This is a genomic window from Roseovarius bejariae (assembly GCF_009669325.1).
In the GTDB taxonomy this organism is placed as follows: domain Bacteria; phylum Pseudomonadota; class Alphaproteobacteria; order Rhodobacterales; family Rhodobacteraceae; genus Roseovarius; species Roseovarius bejariae.
Map to the genome: position 1 here is coordinate 1,886,114 of NZ_SZWE01000001.1, position 14,737 is coordinate 1,900,850.

The 14,737-nt window shown below is 60.2% G+C and carries 18 protein-coding genes; 14 read left to right on the plus strand and 4 right to left on the minus strand.

Annotated elements, in window-relative coordinates; all coding sequences use genetic code 11:
• Positions 1–35 precede the first annotated feature (35 nt).
• The 5 genes from hslO (at position 36) to FDP25_RS09060 (ending at position 4,573) form a co-directional block, all read left to right on the plus strand.
• Positions 36–1,028 (plus strand): Hsp33 family molecular chaperone HslO, encoded by a 993-nt coding sequence (hslO, locus tag FDP25_RS09040; protein ID WP_154150970.1) that lies wholly within the window; start codon positions 36–38, stop codon positions 1,026–1,028.
• Entirely contained in the window at positions 1,018–1,620 is a 603-nt protein-coding gene (locus FDP25_RS09045) for a CoA pyrophosphatase (RefSeq protein ID WP_154153317.1), read from the plus strand. Before hslO ends, FDP25_RS09045 begins: the two co-directional genes overlap by 11 nt.
• Positions 1,617–2,768 (plus strand): CCA tRNA nucleotidyltransferase, encoded by a 1,152-nt coding sequence (locus FDP25_RS09050; protein ID WP_154150972.1) that lies wholly within the window; start codon positions 1,617–1,619, stop codon positions 2,766–2,768. Before FDP25_RS09045 ends, FDP25_RS09050 begins: the two co-directional genes overlap by 4 nt.
• 4 nt (positions 2,769–2,772) lie before the next feature.
• A complete protein-coding gene (locus tag FDP25_RS09055) occupies positions 2,773–3,990 on the plus strand; it encodes a class I SAM-dependent RNA methyltransferase (RefSeq protein WP_154150974.1) in 1,218 nt (405 codons plus the stop codon).
• Between the two features lie 79 nt (positions 3,991–4,069).
• On the plus strand, positions 4,070–4,573 hold the full coding sequence (locus FDP25_RS09060) for a L,D-transpeptidase family protein (RefSeq protein ID WP_154150976.1): 504 nt from the start codon (positions 4,070–4,072) through the stop codon (positions 4,571–4,573).
• A gap of 9 nt (positions 4,574–4,582) precedes the next feature.
• Here FDP25_RS09060 and dalA read toward each other — a convergent pair whose 3' ends face one another.
• On the minus strand, positions 4,583–5,098 hold the full coding sequence (gene dalA / locus FDP25_RS09065; protein ID WP_154150978.1) for a divisome-associated lipoprotein DalA: 516 nt from the start codon (positions 5,096–5,098) through the stop codon (positions 4,583–4,585).
• Between the two features lie 195 nt (positions 5,099–5,293).
• Here dalA and FDP25_RS09070 point away from each other — a divergent pair, with 195 nt between their 5' ends.
• Positions 5,294–5,872, plus strand: a complete 579-nt coding sequence (locus FDP25_RS09070) for a L,D-transpeptidase (protein WP_154153320.1) — start codon at positions 5,294–5,296, stop codon at positions 5,870–5,872.
• A 142-nt stretch (positions 5,873–6,014) separates the two neighbouring features.
• Positions 6,015–6,203, plus strand: a complete 189-nt coding sequence (locus tag FDP25_RS09075) for a hypothetical protein (protein WP_154150980.1) — start codon at positions 6,015–6,017, stop codon at positions 6,201–6,203.
• A 74-nt stretch (positions 6,204–6,277) separates the two neighbouring features.
• Here the strand turns inward: FDP25_RS09075 and hemH are convergent, their stop codons facing one another.
• The gene (hemH, locus tag FDP25_RS09080) at positions 6,278–7,339 is read right to left on the minus strand and encodes a ferrochelatase (RefSeq protein ID WP_154150982.1); all 1,062 of its coding nucleotides are present in this window, start codon (positions 7,337–7,339) and stop codon (positions 6,278–6,280) included.
• A gap of 60 nt (positions 7,340–7,399) precedes the next feature.
• Positions 7,400–8,215 (minus strand): methyltransferase domain-containing protein, encoded by an 816-nt coding sequence (locus FDP25_RS09085; RefSeq protein WP_154150984.1) that lies wholly within the window; start codon positions 8,213–8,215, stop codon positions 7,400–7,402.
• Here FDP25_RS09085 and FDP25_RS09090 point away from each other — a divergent pair.
• The 4 genes from FDP25_RS09090 to FDP25_RS09105 are packed head-to-tail and all read left to right on the plus strand — an operon-like array spanning position 8,207 to position 10,530.
• On the plus strand, positions 8,207–8,962 hold the full coding sequence (locus FDP25_RS09090) for a double zinc ribbon domain-containing protein (protein ID WP_154150986.1): 756 nt from the start codon (positions 8,207–8,209) through the stop codon (positions 8,960–8,962). The two genes, FDP25_RS09085 and FDP25_RS09090, sit on opposite strands and share 9 nt — an antisense overlap.
• 30 nt (positions 8,963–8,992) lie before the next feature.
• Positions 8,993–9,250 (plus strand): glutaredoxin 3, encoded by a 258-nt coding sequence (gene grxC / locus FDP25_RS09095; RefSeq protein ID WP_154150988.1) that lies wholly within the window; start codon positions 8,993–8,995, stop codon positions 9,248–9,250.
• Positions 9,251–9,255: 5 nt separating this feature from the next.
• Complete coding sequence (locus FDP25_RS09100) at positions 9,256–10,086, plus strand: carbon-nitrogen hydrolase family protein (protein ID WP_154150990.1); 831 nt, start codon at positions 9,256–9,258, stop codon at positions 10,084–10,086.
• Positions 10,087–10,530 carry a MarR family winged helix-turn-helix transcriptional regulator gene (locus FDP25_RS09105; RefSeq protein ID WP_154150992.1) on the plus strand — a complete coding sequence of 148 codons (444 nt, stop codon included), beginning with the start codon at positions 10,087–10,089 and terminating at the stop codon, positions 10,528–10,530. It begins immediately after the preceding gene.
• On the opposite strand, the gene ubiG is transcribed toward FDP25_RS09105, so the two are convergent.
• Positions 10,527–11,273 (minus strand): bifunctional 2-polyprenyl-6-hydroxyphenol methylase/3-demethylubiquinol 3-O-methyltransferase UbiG, encoded by a 747-nt coding sequence (gene ubiG / locus FDP25_RS09110; RefSeq protein WP_154150993.1) that lies wholly within the window; start codon positions 11,271–11,273, stop codon positions 10,527–10,529. The genes FDP25_RS09105 and ubiG overlap by 4 nt on opposite strands.
• Positions 11,274–11,322: 49 nt before the next feature.
• On the opposite strand from ubiG, the gene pip reads away from it, so the two are divergent.
• From pip to nusA, 3 genes are all read left to right on the plus strand, one after another.
• Complete coding sequence (pip, locus tag FDP25_RS09115; RefSeq protein ID WP_154150995.1) at positions 11,323–12,297, plus strand: prolyl aminopeptidase; 975 nt, start codon at positions 11,323–11,325, stop codon at positions 12,295–12,297.
• 212 nt (positions 12,298–12,509) lie between these two features.
• A complete protein-coding gene (gene rimP, locus FDP25_RS09120; RefSeq protein ID WP_154150997.1) occupies positions 12,510–13,088 on the plus strand; it encodes a ribosome maturation factor RimP in 579 nt (192 codons plus the stop codon).
• 4 nt (positions 13,089–13,092) lie between these two features.
• Positions 13,093–14,730, plus strand: coding sequence for a transcription termination factor NusA (gene nusA / locus FDP25_RS09125; protein ID WP_154150999.1), 1,638 nt, complete (start codon positions 13,093–13,095; stop codon positions 14,728–14,730).
• Positions 14,731–14,737 lie beyond the last annotated feature (7 nt).

The window sequence follows — 14,737 nt, forward strand, 5'->3', positions numbered from 1 at the left end:
GCGATATGCCAACTTCCGGCAGACAAGGAAACCCCATGACTCTCGGACAAAAAATCGCTTGGGACGACACGATCCTGCCGTTCCAGCTGGACAATGCGGATATTCGCGGCCGGGTGGCGCGGCTGGATGGTGTGCTTGATGGCATCCTCAAGCAGCACGATTACCCCGCCCCGGTCGAGGCCCTGGTGGCCGAAATGGCCCTGCTGACTGCGCTCATCGGGCAAACGATCAAGCTGCGCTGGAAACTGTCGTTGCAGGTCCAGTCCAAAGGCCCGGTGCGCATGATCGCCACCGATTACTACGCCCCCGAGGCCGAAGGTGAGCCCGCGCGCATCCGCGCCTATGCCAGCTTTGACCGTGATCGCATTTCCGGTACGCCCTTCGATCAGGTGGGCGAAGGGTATTTCGCCGTGATGATCGATCAGGGCGAAGGCACCACGCCATATCAGGGGATCACACCGCTTACGGCCGATGGCCTGAGCGCCTGTGCCGAAGCTTATTTCGCACAGTCCGAACAACTACCGACGCGCTTTTCGCTATCCTTCGGCAAATCCACCGAGGCAGGCGGACAGGAACACTGGCGCGCCGGTGGCGTCATGCTCCAGCATATGCCAAAAGCTTCGCCCTTTGCCCAAGGCGGCGGATCGGGCGAAGAGGGGCTTTTGACCCCGCAAGACGTGGTGGAAGGTGACGATGCCGAGAACTGGAACCGCGCCAACACGCTTTTGGATACGGTTGACGATCTTGAGCTGATCGGTCCCTCGGTCGCGCCCACAGACCTTCTGGTGCGGCTTTTCCACGAGGAAGCCCCGCGCGTTTTCGATATGCAGCCCGTGCGCTTTGGTTGTACCTGCTCCGAAGATCGGGTGCGCAACAGCCTGTCGATCTATTCGGCCAAGGACATCGAGAAGATGACCACCGAAGAAGGGGTGCTGACCGCCGATTGCCAATTCTGCGGGGCCCATTACCGCATGGATCCCAGCACACTGGGCTTCGATGCGCAAAATCCACCCGGTGATGATGATTGATCCGATCACCCATGTAACCCGTGCCTTGGCCAAGGCACGGCTGGATACGTCGGATTACGACCTGAATCCCGATATTGTTCTTCCTGCGGGCCGGAAACTTCGGCCTGCGGGGGTTCTGGTGGCGATTGCCGAGGTCAGGACCGGGCCGGTTGTCTACCTGACGAAACGCTCCTCCGCGCTCAAGCATCATCCGGGGCAGATCGCCTTTCCCGGTGGCAAGCAGGACGAGGGTGATGATGATGTCACCGCCGCCGCCCTTCGGGAAGCATGGGAGGAAATCGGGCTTGAGCCCGATAATGTCGAGGTTCTGGGTAGCCTGCCCAGCCATGAAACCGTGACCAGCTTCACGGTGACGCCCGTTGTGGCGCGCATTCGTGCCGGGTTTGACCCGATTGCGGAACCCGGCGAGGTCGAGGAGGTGTTTACCGTTCCACTCTCGCACCTGCTGCACACTGACAATTTCCATGTCCAATCCCGCCGTTGGCGTGGCCGGCAGCGGCGGTATTACACTGTGCCCTTTGGCCCCTATTACATCTGGGGGGCGACCGCGCGTATCCTGCGATCTCTGGCCGACGCGGCGAGGGCGTCATGAAAGTCACCGGCGACTGGATAACGGCCAAGCCCACCCAAGCGGTGTGCCGGATGCTTGAATCTGCCGGGTTTCAGGCGCTGTTTGTCGGTGGTTGCGTCCGCAACGCGCTTCTGGAGGCGCCCGTGGCGGACATTGACATCGCAACCGACGCACCGCCCGAAACCGTTGTTCAACTCGCCGAACAAGCCGGTTTCAAACCTGTTCCAACCGGGATCGAACATGGCACGGTCACGATTGTCTCGGATGGTTTGCCGCATGAGGTGACGACCTTCCGCGAAGATGTGGAAACCTTCGGGCGCCATGCCACCGTGGCCTTTTCCACGGATGTTGCCGAGGATGCGCGGCGCCGCGATTTCACGATGAACGCGCTTTACGCCCGGTCGGACGGTACGGTGATCGACCCCTTGGGCGGTCTGCCTGACCTCAAGGCGCGGCGTGTGCGCTTCATTGAAGACCCGGGTCAGCGTATTCGTGAAGATTACCTGCGTATCCTCCGGTTTTTCCGGTTCCACGCATGGTACGGTGACCCGCAGGCCGGATTGGATGCCGAGGGCCTGGCGGCTGTTGCACAGCATCTGGATGGGCTGTCCGGCCTGTCACGCGAAAGGGTCGGGGCCGAGTTCGTCAAGCTGTTGTCGGCCCCCGATCCGGCCCCGTCCGTCGCGGCCATGCGGGCCTGCGGGGTCTTGATGGCTGTCTTGCCCGGGGCGGATGATCGCGCCCTCGCGCCCTTGGTGCACTTGGAAGGCATGGCCGGGGCGGCCCCCGACGGGATGCGGCGGCTTGCGGCGCTGGGCGGTGACGCCCTGCAAGAACGGTTTCGCCTGAGCAAGGCGCAGGCCCGTCGCGCGACCATGCTGCGCTCCGAGGCTACGGGCCTGCGGGCACCTGCCGAACTGGGCTACAGGTTTGGTGAAACGGATGGTCAGGACATCCTGCTATTGCGTGCCGCGCTTCTGGAACAGCCTTGGAGTGACGATGATTTGGAACCGCTGCGCAAAGGCGCGACGGTAAGCTTCCCGCTCAAGGCCGCCGACCTGATGCCGGCCTATGAAGGCCCTCGATTGGGGGAGCGCTTGCGCGAACTGGAGCAACGCTGGATCGACTCGGGCTTCGCGCTGACCCGCGACGACATGCTGGCGGAGTAACGCAATGGATCAATACCACATCACACGCTTGGGCCACCGTGGAGATGGCATTGCCGAAGGCCCGCTTTTTGCCCCGCTCACTCTTCCGGGGGAGGTTGTGACGGCCCGGCGCGATGGTGATCAGCTGCGCGATGTCAAAATTGTCACGCCGTCCGAGCATCGCGTTGCCCCGCCCTGTCGCCATTTCAAATCCTGTGGCGGCTGCCAGCTTCAGCATGCCTCGGATGCCTTCGTGGCAGATTGGAAGGTCGAGGTCGTGCGCACCGCCCTTACCGCACAAGGGATCGAGGCCGATTTCGCGCCGATCCATGTTTCCCCGCCCCTTTCCCGCCGCCGTGCCACATTCGCGGCGCGCCGCACGAAAAAGGGCGCCATGGCAGGTTTTCATGCCAAGGGGTCGGATGTGATCACCGACATCCCCGGATGCCAGTTGTTACATCCCGATCTGTTACAGGCACGCCCGGTGGCCGAAGCACTGGCCATGGCCGGGGCCAGCCGAAAACATAGTCTTGATGTAGCGGTCACCCTGACCCGCAACGGTTTGGATGTTGCCGTGAGCGGTGGCAAGCCCTTGGATGGTCCGCTTCGATTGGAACTGGCGCAATTGGCCGAGGCCCATGATCTCGCCCGCCTCGCGTGGGAGGACGAGGTGATCGCAACCCGCCTTCCGCCCGAACAGGATTTCGGCGGGGTCACTGTCACTCCTCCACCCGGGGCCTTTTTGCAGGCTACGCAGGATGGGGAGGCCGCGTTGCGAAATGAAGTTGTCCAAATCACCAAGGGCGCCAAGCGTATCGTCGATCTTTTCGCCGGATGCGGCACCTTTGCCCTGCCGCTTGCCAAACAGGCCGAGGTGCACGCCATCGAAGGCGACCCGGCGATGATGGCGTCCCTTGATACGGGGTGGCGACATGCGCACGGCCTGAAGGCGGTCAGCCATGAGGCGCGCGACCTGTTCCGCCGCCCGCTGATGCCGGATGAACTTAAAACCTTCGATGCGGCGGTGATCGACCCTCCACGCGCCGGGGCCGAGGCGCAGATCGCGGAACTTTGCCAATCTGATATTCCGGTCATCGCGCATGTTTCGTGCAACCCGGCAAGCTTTGCCCGCGATGCACGCGCCCTGTTGAGCGCGGGGTTCAAGATGGGTCCGGTGCAGGTTGTCGATCAATTCCGCTGGTCGGCGCATGTTGAAATGGTGGCCGCATTCCAACGGTCGTGACCGGGGTCACGATTTCCCTTTTTGAATTCGCGGCAGACGGGTTAAAATGCGGGCGAGACAGGAAAACAGGTTAACCGAGATGCGTATTCTGAAACTGATTCTGGCTGGCTTTTTATGCCTTGGCCTTGCCGCTTGCAGTTCGAAATTCAAAACCTACAACGGCCCCGAGGTGACGCGCGTCATCGTCAACAAGGGCGACCGCGAGTTGTATCTGCTGCACCATGACAAGGTGCTGAAGAACTATGACATCGACCTGGGTTTCGCACCCGCCGGGCACAAGCAATTCGAAGGGGACGGCAAAACCCCCGAAGGCCACTACGTGATCGACCGCCGCAATCCGAATAGTGAATTTCACCTCTCCGTCGGCATTTCCTATCCCAATCGCAAGGATATCGCCTTTGCCACGTCGCAGGGCAAAAGCCCAGGTGGCGACATTTTCATTCATGGGCAGCCAAACGCCAAGGGCCTACTGGAACGGACCGACCCGGATTGGACCGCAGGCTGTATCTCGGTCAAGAATCGCGAGATCGAGGATATCTATGCCATGGTCAAAAACGGCACCCCGATCAGTATCTACCCCTGATCGCCGGGCTTATTTGCCCAGGACCATGGTCCACCAGATCTTGCCGTTGTCTTCTTGAAGCCAAGCAAAGCCCATGTCGCGGGCCTCGGGGGACAGGATGACATTGCGGGTGGTGTCTTTTTCCATCCACGCGGCCAGAGTCTCGGTTTCGGTCTCATAGGTTTCCGAAATGGTCTCGCCCACAAGCTGCCCGGCATATCCGACCCGGCGCACCCGGTCGATCGGCGAAGAGCCGTCCGAGCCAAAGTGCCATGGGCGGTTCTGGATCGACATATCGCGCGAATGGGTCGCTGCCGCAGCGTTGAGTTGCGAATTCAGTTGCACCGAAGGCACGCCCGCGGCTTCGCGAAGGGCATTGACCGAATCCAACATGCGGTACTGAATTTTCGCGGTCTCGCCGGAACGAATGCGATAAACCTTGGGCAGCGGCTTGCCATCTGGCCCAAGTGTCGGCTCCGGCGGGGTGGTCGCACAGGCCGAAAGTACCATCAAAGCCGAAAGAAGAAGTCCGGAAATACGTATCATATCTGCCTGCCACCCGTGCTGTTGCTTGCGCGATAGCAGTAACCAAACCGCCGTTGCGATTCAAACCCACATCTGCGTGACTTTGCCGATTAACGTTTCTTTGAATTGCGACTGCGACATTCGCGCCATATATTCCAGCACAAGTCAGATAGCCAAGAATGGAGTTCGAGTATGGCCATCAAGTACTCAAATGGCATGAGCCGACGGGCTTTCATGGCCGGGACGGCTGCGGCCGTCGGGTCGCCGGTCTTGGCACAGGATGTCACGGGCGATGAAACCGTCGAGATCGAACGTGACGTAACCACCAGCGTACGGCGCAATATTTCCAGTTTCCGCACGCTGGATTGGCAACCCTATTTCTCGAACCTGAAAAACGGTGCAATCCTTGTCGATATCGACTCGCGTGCGCTGCATTTCTGGTCGGAAGACGGCGAGACCTACAAACTTTACCCGTCCAGTGTCCCGTTGACCGAGGATTTGACGCGCCGGGGCCGGACACGTGTGGTGCGCAAGGTCGAAGGCCCCGACTGGCGCCCGACACCCTCGATGCTCAAGCGCAACCCCGATTGGCCGCCCTATGTGCCCCCCGGTCCGGAGAATCCGCTTGGCACGCACGCCCTTTACCTGAGCTGGACCTATTACCGTATCCACGGAACCCACGACACGCGTAAAATCGGGCGGCGTTCGTCAAATGGTTGTATCGGCCTCTATAATCAGCACATCGCAGAACTCTTCGGGATGACCAAAGTCGGTACACAAGTGTTGCTTATTTGACGAAATTCCGCCGTATCTTGCTACCCATGGCACAAGATGAGTTTGCATTCCCTCCGGTTTGCTGATTAGAAAAATCTCACGAGGTAAGTCTTGGGTGCCTGCCGTCGTTTGAATTTCGGTAGGCCAATATCTGGAGGATACTATGAAAAAACTCGTTCTCGCCGCTGCAATGGCAGCCGCCGCTTCGACCGCCACTGCTGGCAACATGGAAGAGCCGGTAATGGAAGCACCCGTCGTTGTTGAAGAAACCACCGCAAGCTCGTCGGCAGCTGGCGTTTGGGTTCCGCTGGTTCTGCTCGCCATCGTGGCAGCAGTTGTCGCAGCCGACTAATCGGTCGCACGACAAAGCAAACGAAAAAGGCAGTGGTTATCCACTGCCTTTTTTGATTCCGGGGGATGGCCCGATCAGTCGAGCCACCCCTTTAGGTTCTCTTCCACGACACCGGCCAGGGCCTGCATGTGGCTGTCATTGTCGTTGAGGCAAGGAATATAGGTGAATTGCTCACCTCCCGCCTCTTCAAAGCTTTCGCGGATTTCCTCGTTGATCTCTTCCAGTGTCTCGATGCAATCCGCCGAGAACGCGGGCGCCATTACCGCGATTTTCTTTTTGCCCTCGCGCGCCAGGTCGGCGACGTGATCAACCGTATAGGGCGTGAGCCATTCTTCGGGGCCAAAGACCGACTGGAAGGTCGTGGTGATCTGTGTGTCGTCCCACCCCAGCCGCTCTTTCAACAGGCGCGTGGTTTTTTGGCACTGGCAATGATACGGATCGCCCTGCATAAGGTATCGCTTGGGCATGCCGTGATAGCTGACCACAAGGATATCGGGCCGTTCGTCCACCTCCGCATAGGCTTTCTCGACGGATTGGGCGAGGGCGTCGATGTAAGCGGGGTTTTCGAAATAGGGCTCTACAACCCGCGCCGTGGGCTGCCATGGCTCCTCCATCAAGGCACGAAAGAACTGATCGTTCGCCGTGGCCGAGGTAGCCCCGGCATAATGCGGATAAAGCGGGAAAAACAGGATGCGGGTGCAGCCTGCCTTGACCATCGCGCGCACCTTCGACTTGGTCGAAGGATTGCCGTAACGCATACAGAAATCCACCATGACCTGATCGCCATACCGCTCTTGCATAAGGTCGGCCATCTTGGCGGTCTGATCCCGCGTGATGGTCATCAAAGGGCTTTCGTTCTTTTCCTCGTTCCAGATCGATTTATAGGCCTCGCCGCTGGCGAAGGGGCGCTTGGTCAGGATGATAAGTTGCAACAACGGCTGCCACTTCCACGGGCTGTAATCGATCACCCGGCGATCCGACAGGAACTCGTTCAGATACCGGCGCATCGGCCAATAACTATAGTGGTCCGGGGTGCCGAGATTGGCCAGAAGAACACCTGTTTTCGCCGTCGGAATGGCGGGATGATCGGCATTGGCGTGCTCGGGAACCTTGGCAGTCGTGCTAGCGTCCAGCATGGGCAATCTCGTTTTCATATTCGTGTTTCATTGTGTGAGATAACGGCTTTGTCCCTGCCGTCAATCTTTCAAACTGCTTTCTTCCGTCCCAAGCGCATCGGCCAGACGCGCGGTGGCCGATCCGGGGCGCAGCGGCTGTGGCTGGCTTGCGTCCGGGGACCAGCCCGTCAGGACCATCAGGTCGAAGGTGGCGGGCACCCGCCCGTCCGGGGTGGCGAAGGTTTCGGTATAAAGTTCACAGGCGCGCATCATGACCGTGCGCCGCGTTGCATGGCGGGGCCGCGCCGCAAGCGCCGAGGTCTCGCCCATGGCCCGCAACTCCCGCATCAGGTGCAGGGGTGATTCGTAACTGGCCTTCAGTGGCAGGTAATCCGCCACCGGAAGGGTAAATCCCGCGCGCTGTAGCAAAGCACCCAAATCACGAATTTCGCCCATGGGGGCCACGCGTGGGGATAAACCGCCCATTAGATCCACCTCGGCTTGCGCCAAAGATGCCCGCAATTCATGCAGGGTTTCACCACCGAAAAAGACACCCAGGAACAGACCATCGGGTTTCAAAGCCCTGCGTGCCTGAATGAGTTGCCCGACAGGATCATTCGCCCAATGCAGACACATGGCGTGGATCACCAGATCATGCGTGCCTTCCTCAAGGGGCAGGGTCTCTTCATCGGCCACACAGACGGCATCGGGAAACCAGTTTTGCCACGCGCCGGGAAAACCGCTCACCACGGCTGGCCGGGTAAATGATTTATTAACCATCCCCAGCCGATCCTTGATCTCGTCTGCCGCCTCCTCATGCAGAAACAGGGCCGGTGCCGTCATGGCGCGGGCGCGATTGCGAAGCAGGGCAGGGCGGTCAGTAAGGGAATGATCCATGCGAGGGACAATAGGGTGAGCACCCGGGCTTTTCAAACGGCGTTGCACTTGGTCTATCCGCCGCGCTGCACCCTCTGTGGCGATCAGGTGGACAGTGATTTCGGGCTTTGCGGCCCTTGCTGGCGTGAAACGCCTTTTATCTCGGGCCTGTGTTGCGATGCCTGCGGCGTGCCCTTGCCCGGCGAAGACCACGGCGAAGCCGAGTTTTGCGACGATTGCCTGACACTCGCGCGCCCATGGGCCCAAGGCCGTGCTGCCCTTCTCTACAAGGACCACGGTCGCAAACTCGTTCTGTCACTCAAGCACGGCGACCGGCACGATATCGCCCGTCCGGCAGCCCTTTGGATGGCGCGGGCCGCTGCACCTCTGATCGACCGGCGCATGGTTGTGGCGCCTGTCCCGCTTCACTGGACCCGCATGGTCAAACGCCGTTTCAACCAAGCGGCCTTACTGGCCGAGGCCGTGGCCCATGACTTGGGTCTCGATTACTGTCCTGATCTTCTAATCCGGTCTCGCCGTACCCAGAGCCTTGAAGGGCTGGGGTTCGAGGCGCGTCATGCCACCGTGGGACAGGCAATCACCCCGCACCCCCGGCGTCGGCACAAAATGGCGGCACGCAAGGTGTTGATCGTTGATGATGTGATGACCTCGGGGGCCACCCTATCCGCCGCCACGCAGGCTTGTTTTTCCGGCGGTGCCGCGGGCGTGAACGTTCTGACACTGGCACGCGTGGCCAAGGACGCCTAAGTTCCCTGCGAACAGCCAAGGGAACACGTTATGCAACCTGTCGAGATTTACACATCGCCGCTCTGCGGCTTCTGTCACGCGGCCAAGCGCCTTTTGAAGCAAAAGGGTATCAATTTTTCCGAAATCGACGTGCTGGTTGATCCCGCGCGCAAGCCCGAGATGATCCAGCGGGCCAACGGCGGGCGCACCGTGCCCCAGATTTTCGTGGGCGAAACCCACGTCGGCGGCTGTGATGAGCTTTACGCGCTTGATCGCGCCGGAAAACTTGACCCGCTTTTACAGGGGTGAAGCGTATGAAAGCGGCCCTGATACAGCTTAACAGTAGTGATGATCCCGAAGAAAACCTCGCGGTCACATGCGACTATGTGGATCAGGCCGCCGCGCACGGGGCGCAGTTTATCCTCACCCCGGAGGTGACGAACTGTGTCTCGGCCAGCCGGACACGGCAACAAGAGGTCCTGTGCCACGAAGCAGACGACCCAACCTTGGCCGGTCTGCGCGCCCGCGCCAGGAAACATGGCATCTGGCTCCTGATCGGCTCTCTTGCGCTCAAGACCAATGATGCCGACGGGCGCTTTGCCAACCGCTCCTTCCTGATCGACCCCATGGGCGAGATCACGGCGCGCTATGACAAGATCCACATGTTCGACGTGCAGGTTTCCGACTCCGAAACCTACCGCGAATCCGCAGGCTACAGGCCGGGGAAAAAGGCCGTCTTGGCCGATACCGGGTTTGGCAAAATCGGCATGACCGTCTGTTTCGACGTCCGGTTCCCTTACCTATACCGCGCCCTTGCGCAAGCGGGGGCCGACATCCTGACCATTCCTTCGGCCTTCTCCCCCGTCACAGGCGAGGCCCATTGGGAGGTTTTGCTGCGCGCCCGGGCCATTGAAACCGGCTCTTACGTTCTCGCGCCTGCGCAAACCGGCAGCCACAACGCGACCCGCGGTAAAGCGCGCCAGACTTACGGCCATTCCCTTGCCGTCGCGCCTTGGGGCGAGGTGATCGCCGATGGCGGCACCGATCCGGGTGTCATTTACGTTGATCTCGACTTGGGTAAGGTGGCACAAGCACGTCAACGCATCCCGTCCCTGCAAAAGGCGCCCCAATTCGATGGTCCGTGAATGAGTGAAGCCTCGATCAATTCCCTTGCTGTCGCCCTGTTCAGCGAGATTCTCACCGATGAGCAATTGATCCGGAACCGGCTGAGCCGCGTTTTGCCCAAGGGCATGGAAATCTCGCATTTTTCGGTTCTCAATCACCTTGCCCGCGCCGGAGGGGAGCGCAGCCCGGCACAACTGGCCAAGAGTTTCCACGTCACGCGCGGCGCCATGACCAACACACTCAGTAAGTTGGAATGGGCGGGCTACGTGCATATCCGCCCCGATTGGGATGACGCCCGCCGCAAGATGGTGGCGATCAGCCCCGCAGGCCGTCAGGCCCGCGATGCGGCGATTGCCGCAATCACGCCGATGATCACCGAACTGGTCCGCGACGTCGGTGAGGACAAGGTGCGCACCACGCTGCCTGTCCTGCGGGAACTGCGAACCAAGCTTGAGTCCGATTAGGCGGGTTTCACACTGGCCGTGACATAATTCACGCTCATGTCCTTGGCCGACAGCGACCATTGCCAAGAGACCGGGTTAAAGACGAACCCCTTGCGATCCACCGGCGTCAGCCCCGCCTTTTCGATCAGCGAATAAAGCTCATCCGGGGTGATGAACTTGTTCCACTCATGCGTCCCCTTGGGCAGCCACCGCATGACGTATTCCGCGCCCACGATCGCCATGGCAAAGCTCTTGGCGTTGCGGTTGATCGTCGAACAGATATGCAAACCACCGGGCTTGAGAAGGGTCTGGCAGGCGGTGAGATAGGCCAAGGGGTCGGCCACATGCTCCACCACCTCCATGTTCAACACCACGTCGAACCGCTCACCGGCGTCGGCAAGGGCCTCGGCGGTGGTGTGGCGATAGTCGATGGTCAGGCCCGATTGCTCGGCGTGGACTTGCGCCACGGGGATGTTGCCCCCGGCGGCATCCGCGCCCACCACTTCGGCCCCAAGCCGCGCCATGGGTTCGGACAACAACCCGCCGCCACAGCCGATGTCGAGAATCCGCAGGTCCGCGAACGGATTTTCGCTGTTCAAATCCCTGTCGAACTCGGCGGCGATCTGTGATGTGATATAACCCAGACGACAGGGGTTGAGCATGTGCAGCGGCTTGAATTTACCGTTTGGGTCCCACCATTCGGCGGCCATGGCCTCGAACTTGGCAACCTCGGCTGGGTCGATCGTAGTTTGAGCGGCTTGCATTCTGCTCTCCATATGCTCATGTGGTCCGGCCCCTCTATATAGGACGGTCATGGATAAATTCTCAGGCCAAAAGAGCGCAGTCCAGTATCTTTACCCGCCGATCGAGCCTTTTGATCGTCGGATGCTGGACGTGGGCGATGGTCACGAGATTTATATAGAGCAATCCGGTAGCAAGGATGGCCTGCCGGTTGTCGTGCTGCACGGAGGCCCGGGTGGTGGATGCAGCCCGGCGATGCGCCGGTATTTCGATCCGAATGTCTATCGAATCATCCTCTTTGATCAACGCGGCTGTGGCCGGTCGAAACCGCATGCCAGCGTCGAGGCGAACACCACGTGGCACTTGGTGGCGGATATCGAACGCATCCGCGAAACCCTGAAGATCGACGAGTGGATCGTTTTCGGCGGAAGCTGGGGCGCGACGTTGGCCCTGATCTATGCACAGGCGCATCCCGGTCCGGTGCGGCATCTGGCGCTGCGCGGGGTCTTTACCATGACGCGGGCCGAACTGGACTGGTTCTATGGCGGTGGCGCCGGGCGATTCTGGCCCGAAACATGGGCGCGGTTTTGTGAGCTGATCCCGGAAGATGAGCGCGACGATATGATCGCGGCCTATCACCGGCGGCTGTTTTCCGGCAATCGCACCGAGGAAATCCGCCATGCAAAGGCTTGGTCGGCTTGGGAAAATGCCTTGGCCACGGTGCATTCCAACGGGGCCACAATCGACAGCCCGGCCGAGTATGCCCATGCCTTCGCACGATTGGAAAACCATTATTTTATCAACGGCGGCTTCCTTGAGCGCGATGGCCAGATTCACGAGGACATGCCCAAGATCGCCCATATCCCCGGCACCATCGTACAAGGCCGATACGACATGATCTGTCCGCCCGCCTCGGCCTGGCGTCTGGTACAGAACTGGCCCAACGCCAGCCTGCGCATGATCCCGGTCGCCGGCCACGCCCTGTCCGAACCGGGAATCAGTGCCGAACTGGTCAAGGTCATGGACCGTTTGGGGCGTGGGGCGTAAGCCTTTGGAAAAAAGCAATAATATCTGTCTGTGAAACGTCGGTATTTCGTCAGTGTCGCGTCGGTGTGGTTTTAGGTCTTCCAAGCCCCTTGCAGACTCAGCCACCAAGGCGTATATCCCCTTTCAACAGCGGCGCGTTGGGGTCCAAACCCGGCGCTCCACCGGGAAATATCGACGGGCCGCGCGCCCGTTTTTTTGTGTTTGAAAGACTGATGAGCAACGACCTGATCGCCAAGACAGCCATTGATCGCCGCATGGCCGAGATCATCACCCCCGTCATCGAGGACATGGGGTATGAACTGGTGCGCGTGCGCCTGATGGGCGGCAAGACCAACACGCTTCAGATCATGGCCGAGAAACCCGAGGGCGGCATCGAAGTGGATGATTGCGCCGACATCTCGAACGCCGTCAGCGCGGTTCTGGATGTCGAAGACCCGCTGACCGATGCCTATACCCTGGAGGTTTCCAGCCCCGGAATCGACCGCCCCCTGACCCGCCTCAAGGATTTCGAGGAATTCGAGGGCTACGAGGCAAAGCTGGAAACATCCGAAATGATCGACGGGCGCAAACGCTTCAAGGGCGTTCTGGCCGGGGTCGAGGACAACGACGTGCTCATCAATATCGAAGAAGGCACCGTTGGCCTGCAATTCGATTGGCTGGCCGATGCCAAGCTGGTGCTGACCGATGAGCTGATCAAGGACATGCTGAAGGCCCGCAAGGACGCGGGCACACTGAACGAAGACCATTATGACGAGATCGAGACCTCAGGGTCCGAGTCTGAGGAGGACTGAGACAATGGCAATTACCTCTGCAAACCAGCTTGAGCTGTTGCAAACCGCCGAGGCCGTGGCCCGTGAAAAAATGATCGACCCGTCGTTGGTGATCGAAGCGATGGAAGAAAGCCTCGCCCGCGCCGCCAAAAGCCGCTACGGCGCCGAGATGGACATCCGCGTCAGCATCGACCGCAAGACAGGCCGCGCCACCTTTACCCGCGTGCGCAGCGTGGTCGAGGACGACGAGGTTGAAAACTATCAGGCCGAGATGACCGTCGAACAGGCCAAGCAATACCTCGACGACCCCAAGGTCGGCGACCAGTTCATCGAAGAAGTGCCGCCCGTCGATATGGGTCGGATCGCCGCGCAATCGGCGAAACAGGTGATCCTGCAAAAGGTCCGCGAAGCCGAACGTGACCGCCAGTTCGAAGAATTCCAGGATCGAGTCGGCACCATCATCAACGGCGTGGTCAAGCGCGAGGAATACGGTAACGTCATCGTCGATGTGGGCCGGGGTGAGGCCATCCTGCGCCGCAACGAAAAGATCGGTCGCGAAAGCTATCGCCCGAATGACCGCATCCGCTGCTACATCAAGGATGTGCGCCGTGAGGCCCGCGGCCCGCAGATTTTCCTGAGCCGCACCGCACCGGAATTCATGGCGGAACTGTTCAAGATGGAAGTGCCGGAAATCTACGACGGCATCATCGACATCAAGGCCGTCGCTCGCGATCCGGGCAGCCGTGCCAAGATCGCCGTGATCTCTCACGATGGTTCGATTGATCCGGTGGGTGCCTGTGTGGGTATGCGCGGTAGCCGCGTTCAGGCCGTCGTGAACGAACTTCAGGGCGAAAAGATCGATATCATCCCCTGGAACGAAGATCAGCCGACCTTCTTGGTCAACGCGTTGCAGCCCGCCGAGGTCTCCAAGGTGGTTCTGGACGAAGAGGCCGAGCGCATCGAGGTTGTCGTCCCCGAGGATCAGCTTTCGCTGGCCATCGGCAGGCGGGGTCAGAACGTGCGTCTGGCCAGCCAGCTGACCGGCCTCGACATCGACATCATGACCGAGGCGGAAGATTCCGAGCGCCGTCAGAAAGAGTTCGAAACCCGTACCAAGCTCTTCATGGATACGCTGGACCTTGATGAATTCTTCGCGCAGCTTTTGGTGTCCGAAGGCTTCACCAACCTCGAAGAGGTGGCCTATGTCGAGGTTGACGAACTGCTGGTCATCGACGGGGTGGATGAAGACACCGCGAACGAGCTTCAGGCCCGCGCCCGTGACGTGCTTGAGGCACAGGCGACCGCGGCCCTTGAAAAGGCCCGCGAACTGGGCGCCGAAGACAGCCTTATTGATTTCGAAGGCCTGACACCCCAGATGGTACAGGCATTGGCCGAGGATGGCGTGAAAACGCTGGAAGATTTCGCAACCTGCGCCGACTGGGAGCTTGCCGGCGGTTGGACCACCGTCGACGGTGAACGCGTCAAGGACGAAGGTTTGCTTGAACCCTTCGATGTGTCGCTTGACGAGGCGCAGAACATGGTCATGACCGCGCGTGTCATGCTGGGCTGGGTCGATCCGTCGGAACTCGAAGCCGAGGCCGAAGAAGAGGCCGAAAGCGACGAGGCCGAAGATGTCTTCGCATCCGAGGAGGCCGGGGCCTGATCCGTCA

Bases quoted from the DNA above. Each gene is read 5' to 3' on its own strand.
- hslO (WP_154150970.1), top strand. From the start codon at position 36: ATGACTCTCGGACAAAAAATCGCTTGGGACGACACGATCCTGCCGTTC.
- FDP25_RS09045 (WP_154153317.1), top strand. From the start codon at position 1,018: ATGATGATTGATCCGATCACCCATGTAACCCGTGCCTTGGCCAAGGCA.
- FDP25_RS09050 (WP_154150972.1), top strand. From the start codon at position 1,617: ATGAAAGTCACCGGCGACTGGATAACGGCCAAGCCCACCCAAGCGGTG.
- FDP25_RS09055 (WP_154150974.1), top strand. From the start codon at position 2,773: ATGGATCAATACCACATCACACGCTTGGGCCACCGTGGAGATGGCATT.
- FDP25_RS09060 (WP_154150976.1), top strand. From the start codon at position 4,070: ATGCGTATTCTGAAACTGATTCTGGCTGGCTTTTTATGCCTTGGCCTT.
- dalA (WP_154150978.1), bottom strand. From the start codon at position 5,098: ATGATACGTATTTCCGGACTTCTTCTTTCGGCTTTGATGGTACTTTCG.
- FDP25_RS09070 (WP_154153320.1), top strand. From the start codon at position 5,294: ATGAGCCGACGGGCTTTCATGGCCGGGACGGCTGCGGCCGTCGGGTCG.
- FDP25_RS09075 (WP_154150980.1), top strand. From the start codon at position 6,015: ATGAAAAAACTCGTTCTCGCCGCTGCAATGGCAGCCGCCGCTTCGACC.
- hemH (WP_154150982.1), bottom strand. From the start codon at position 7,339: ATGCTGGACGCTAGCACGACTGCCAAGGTTCCCGAGCACGCCAATGCC.
- FDP25_RS09090 (WP_154150986.1), top strand. From the start codon at position 8,207: ATGATCCATGCGAGGGACAATAGGGTGAGCACCCGGGCTTTTCAAACG.
- FDP25_RS09085 (WP_154150984.1), bottom strand. From the start codon at position 8,215: ATGGATCATTCCCTTACTGACCGCCCTGCCCTGCTTCGCAATCGCGCC.
- grxC (WP_154150988.1), top strand. From the start codon at position 8,993: ATGCAACCTGTCGAGATTTACACATCGCCGCTCTGCGGCTTCTGTCAC.
- FDP25_RS09100 (WP_154150990.1), top strand. From the start codon at position 9,256: ATGAAAGCGGCCCTGATACAGCTTAACAGTAGTGATGATCCCGAAGAA.
- FDP25_RS09105 (WP_154150992.1), top strand. From the start codon at position 10,087: ATGAGTGAAGCCTCGATCAATTCCCTTGCTGTCGCCCTGTTCAGCGAG.
- ubiG (WP_154150993.1), bottom strand. From the start codon at position 11,273: ATGCAAGCCGCTCAAACTACGATCGACCCAGCCGAGGTTGCCAAGTTC.
- pip (WP_154150995.1), top strand. From the start codon at position 11,323: ATGGATAAATTCTCAGGCCAAAAGAGCGCAGTCCAGTATCTTTACCCG.
- rimP (WP_154150997.1), top strand. From the start codon at position 12,510: ATGAGCAACGACCTGATCGCCAAGACAGCCATTGATCGCCGCATGGCC.
- nusA (WP_154150999.1), top strand. From the start codon at position 13,093: ATGGCAATTACCTCTGCAAACCAGCTTGAGCTGTTGCAAACCGCCGAG.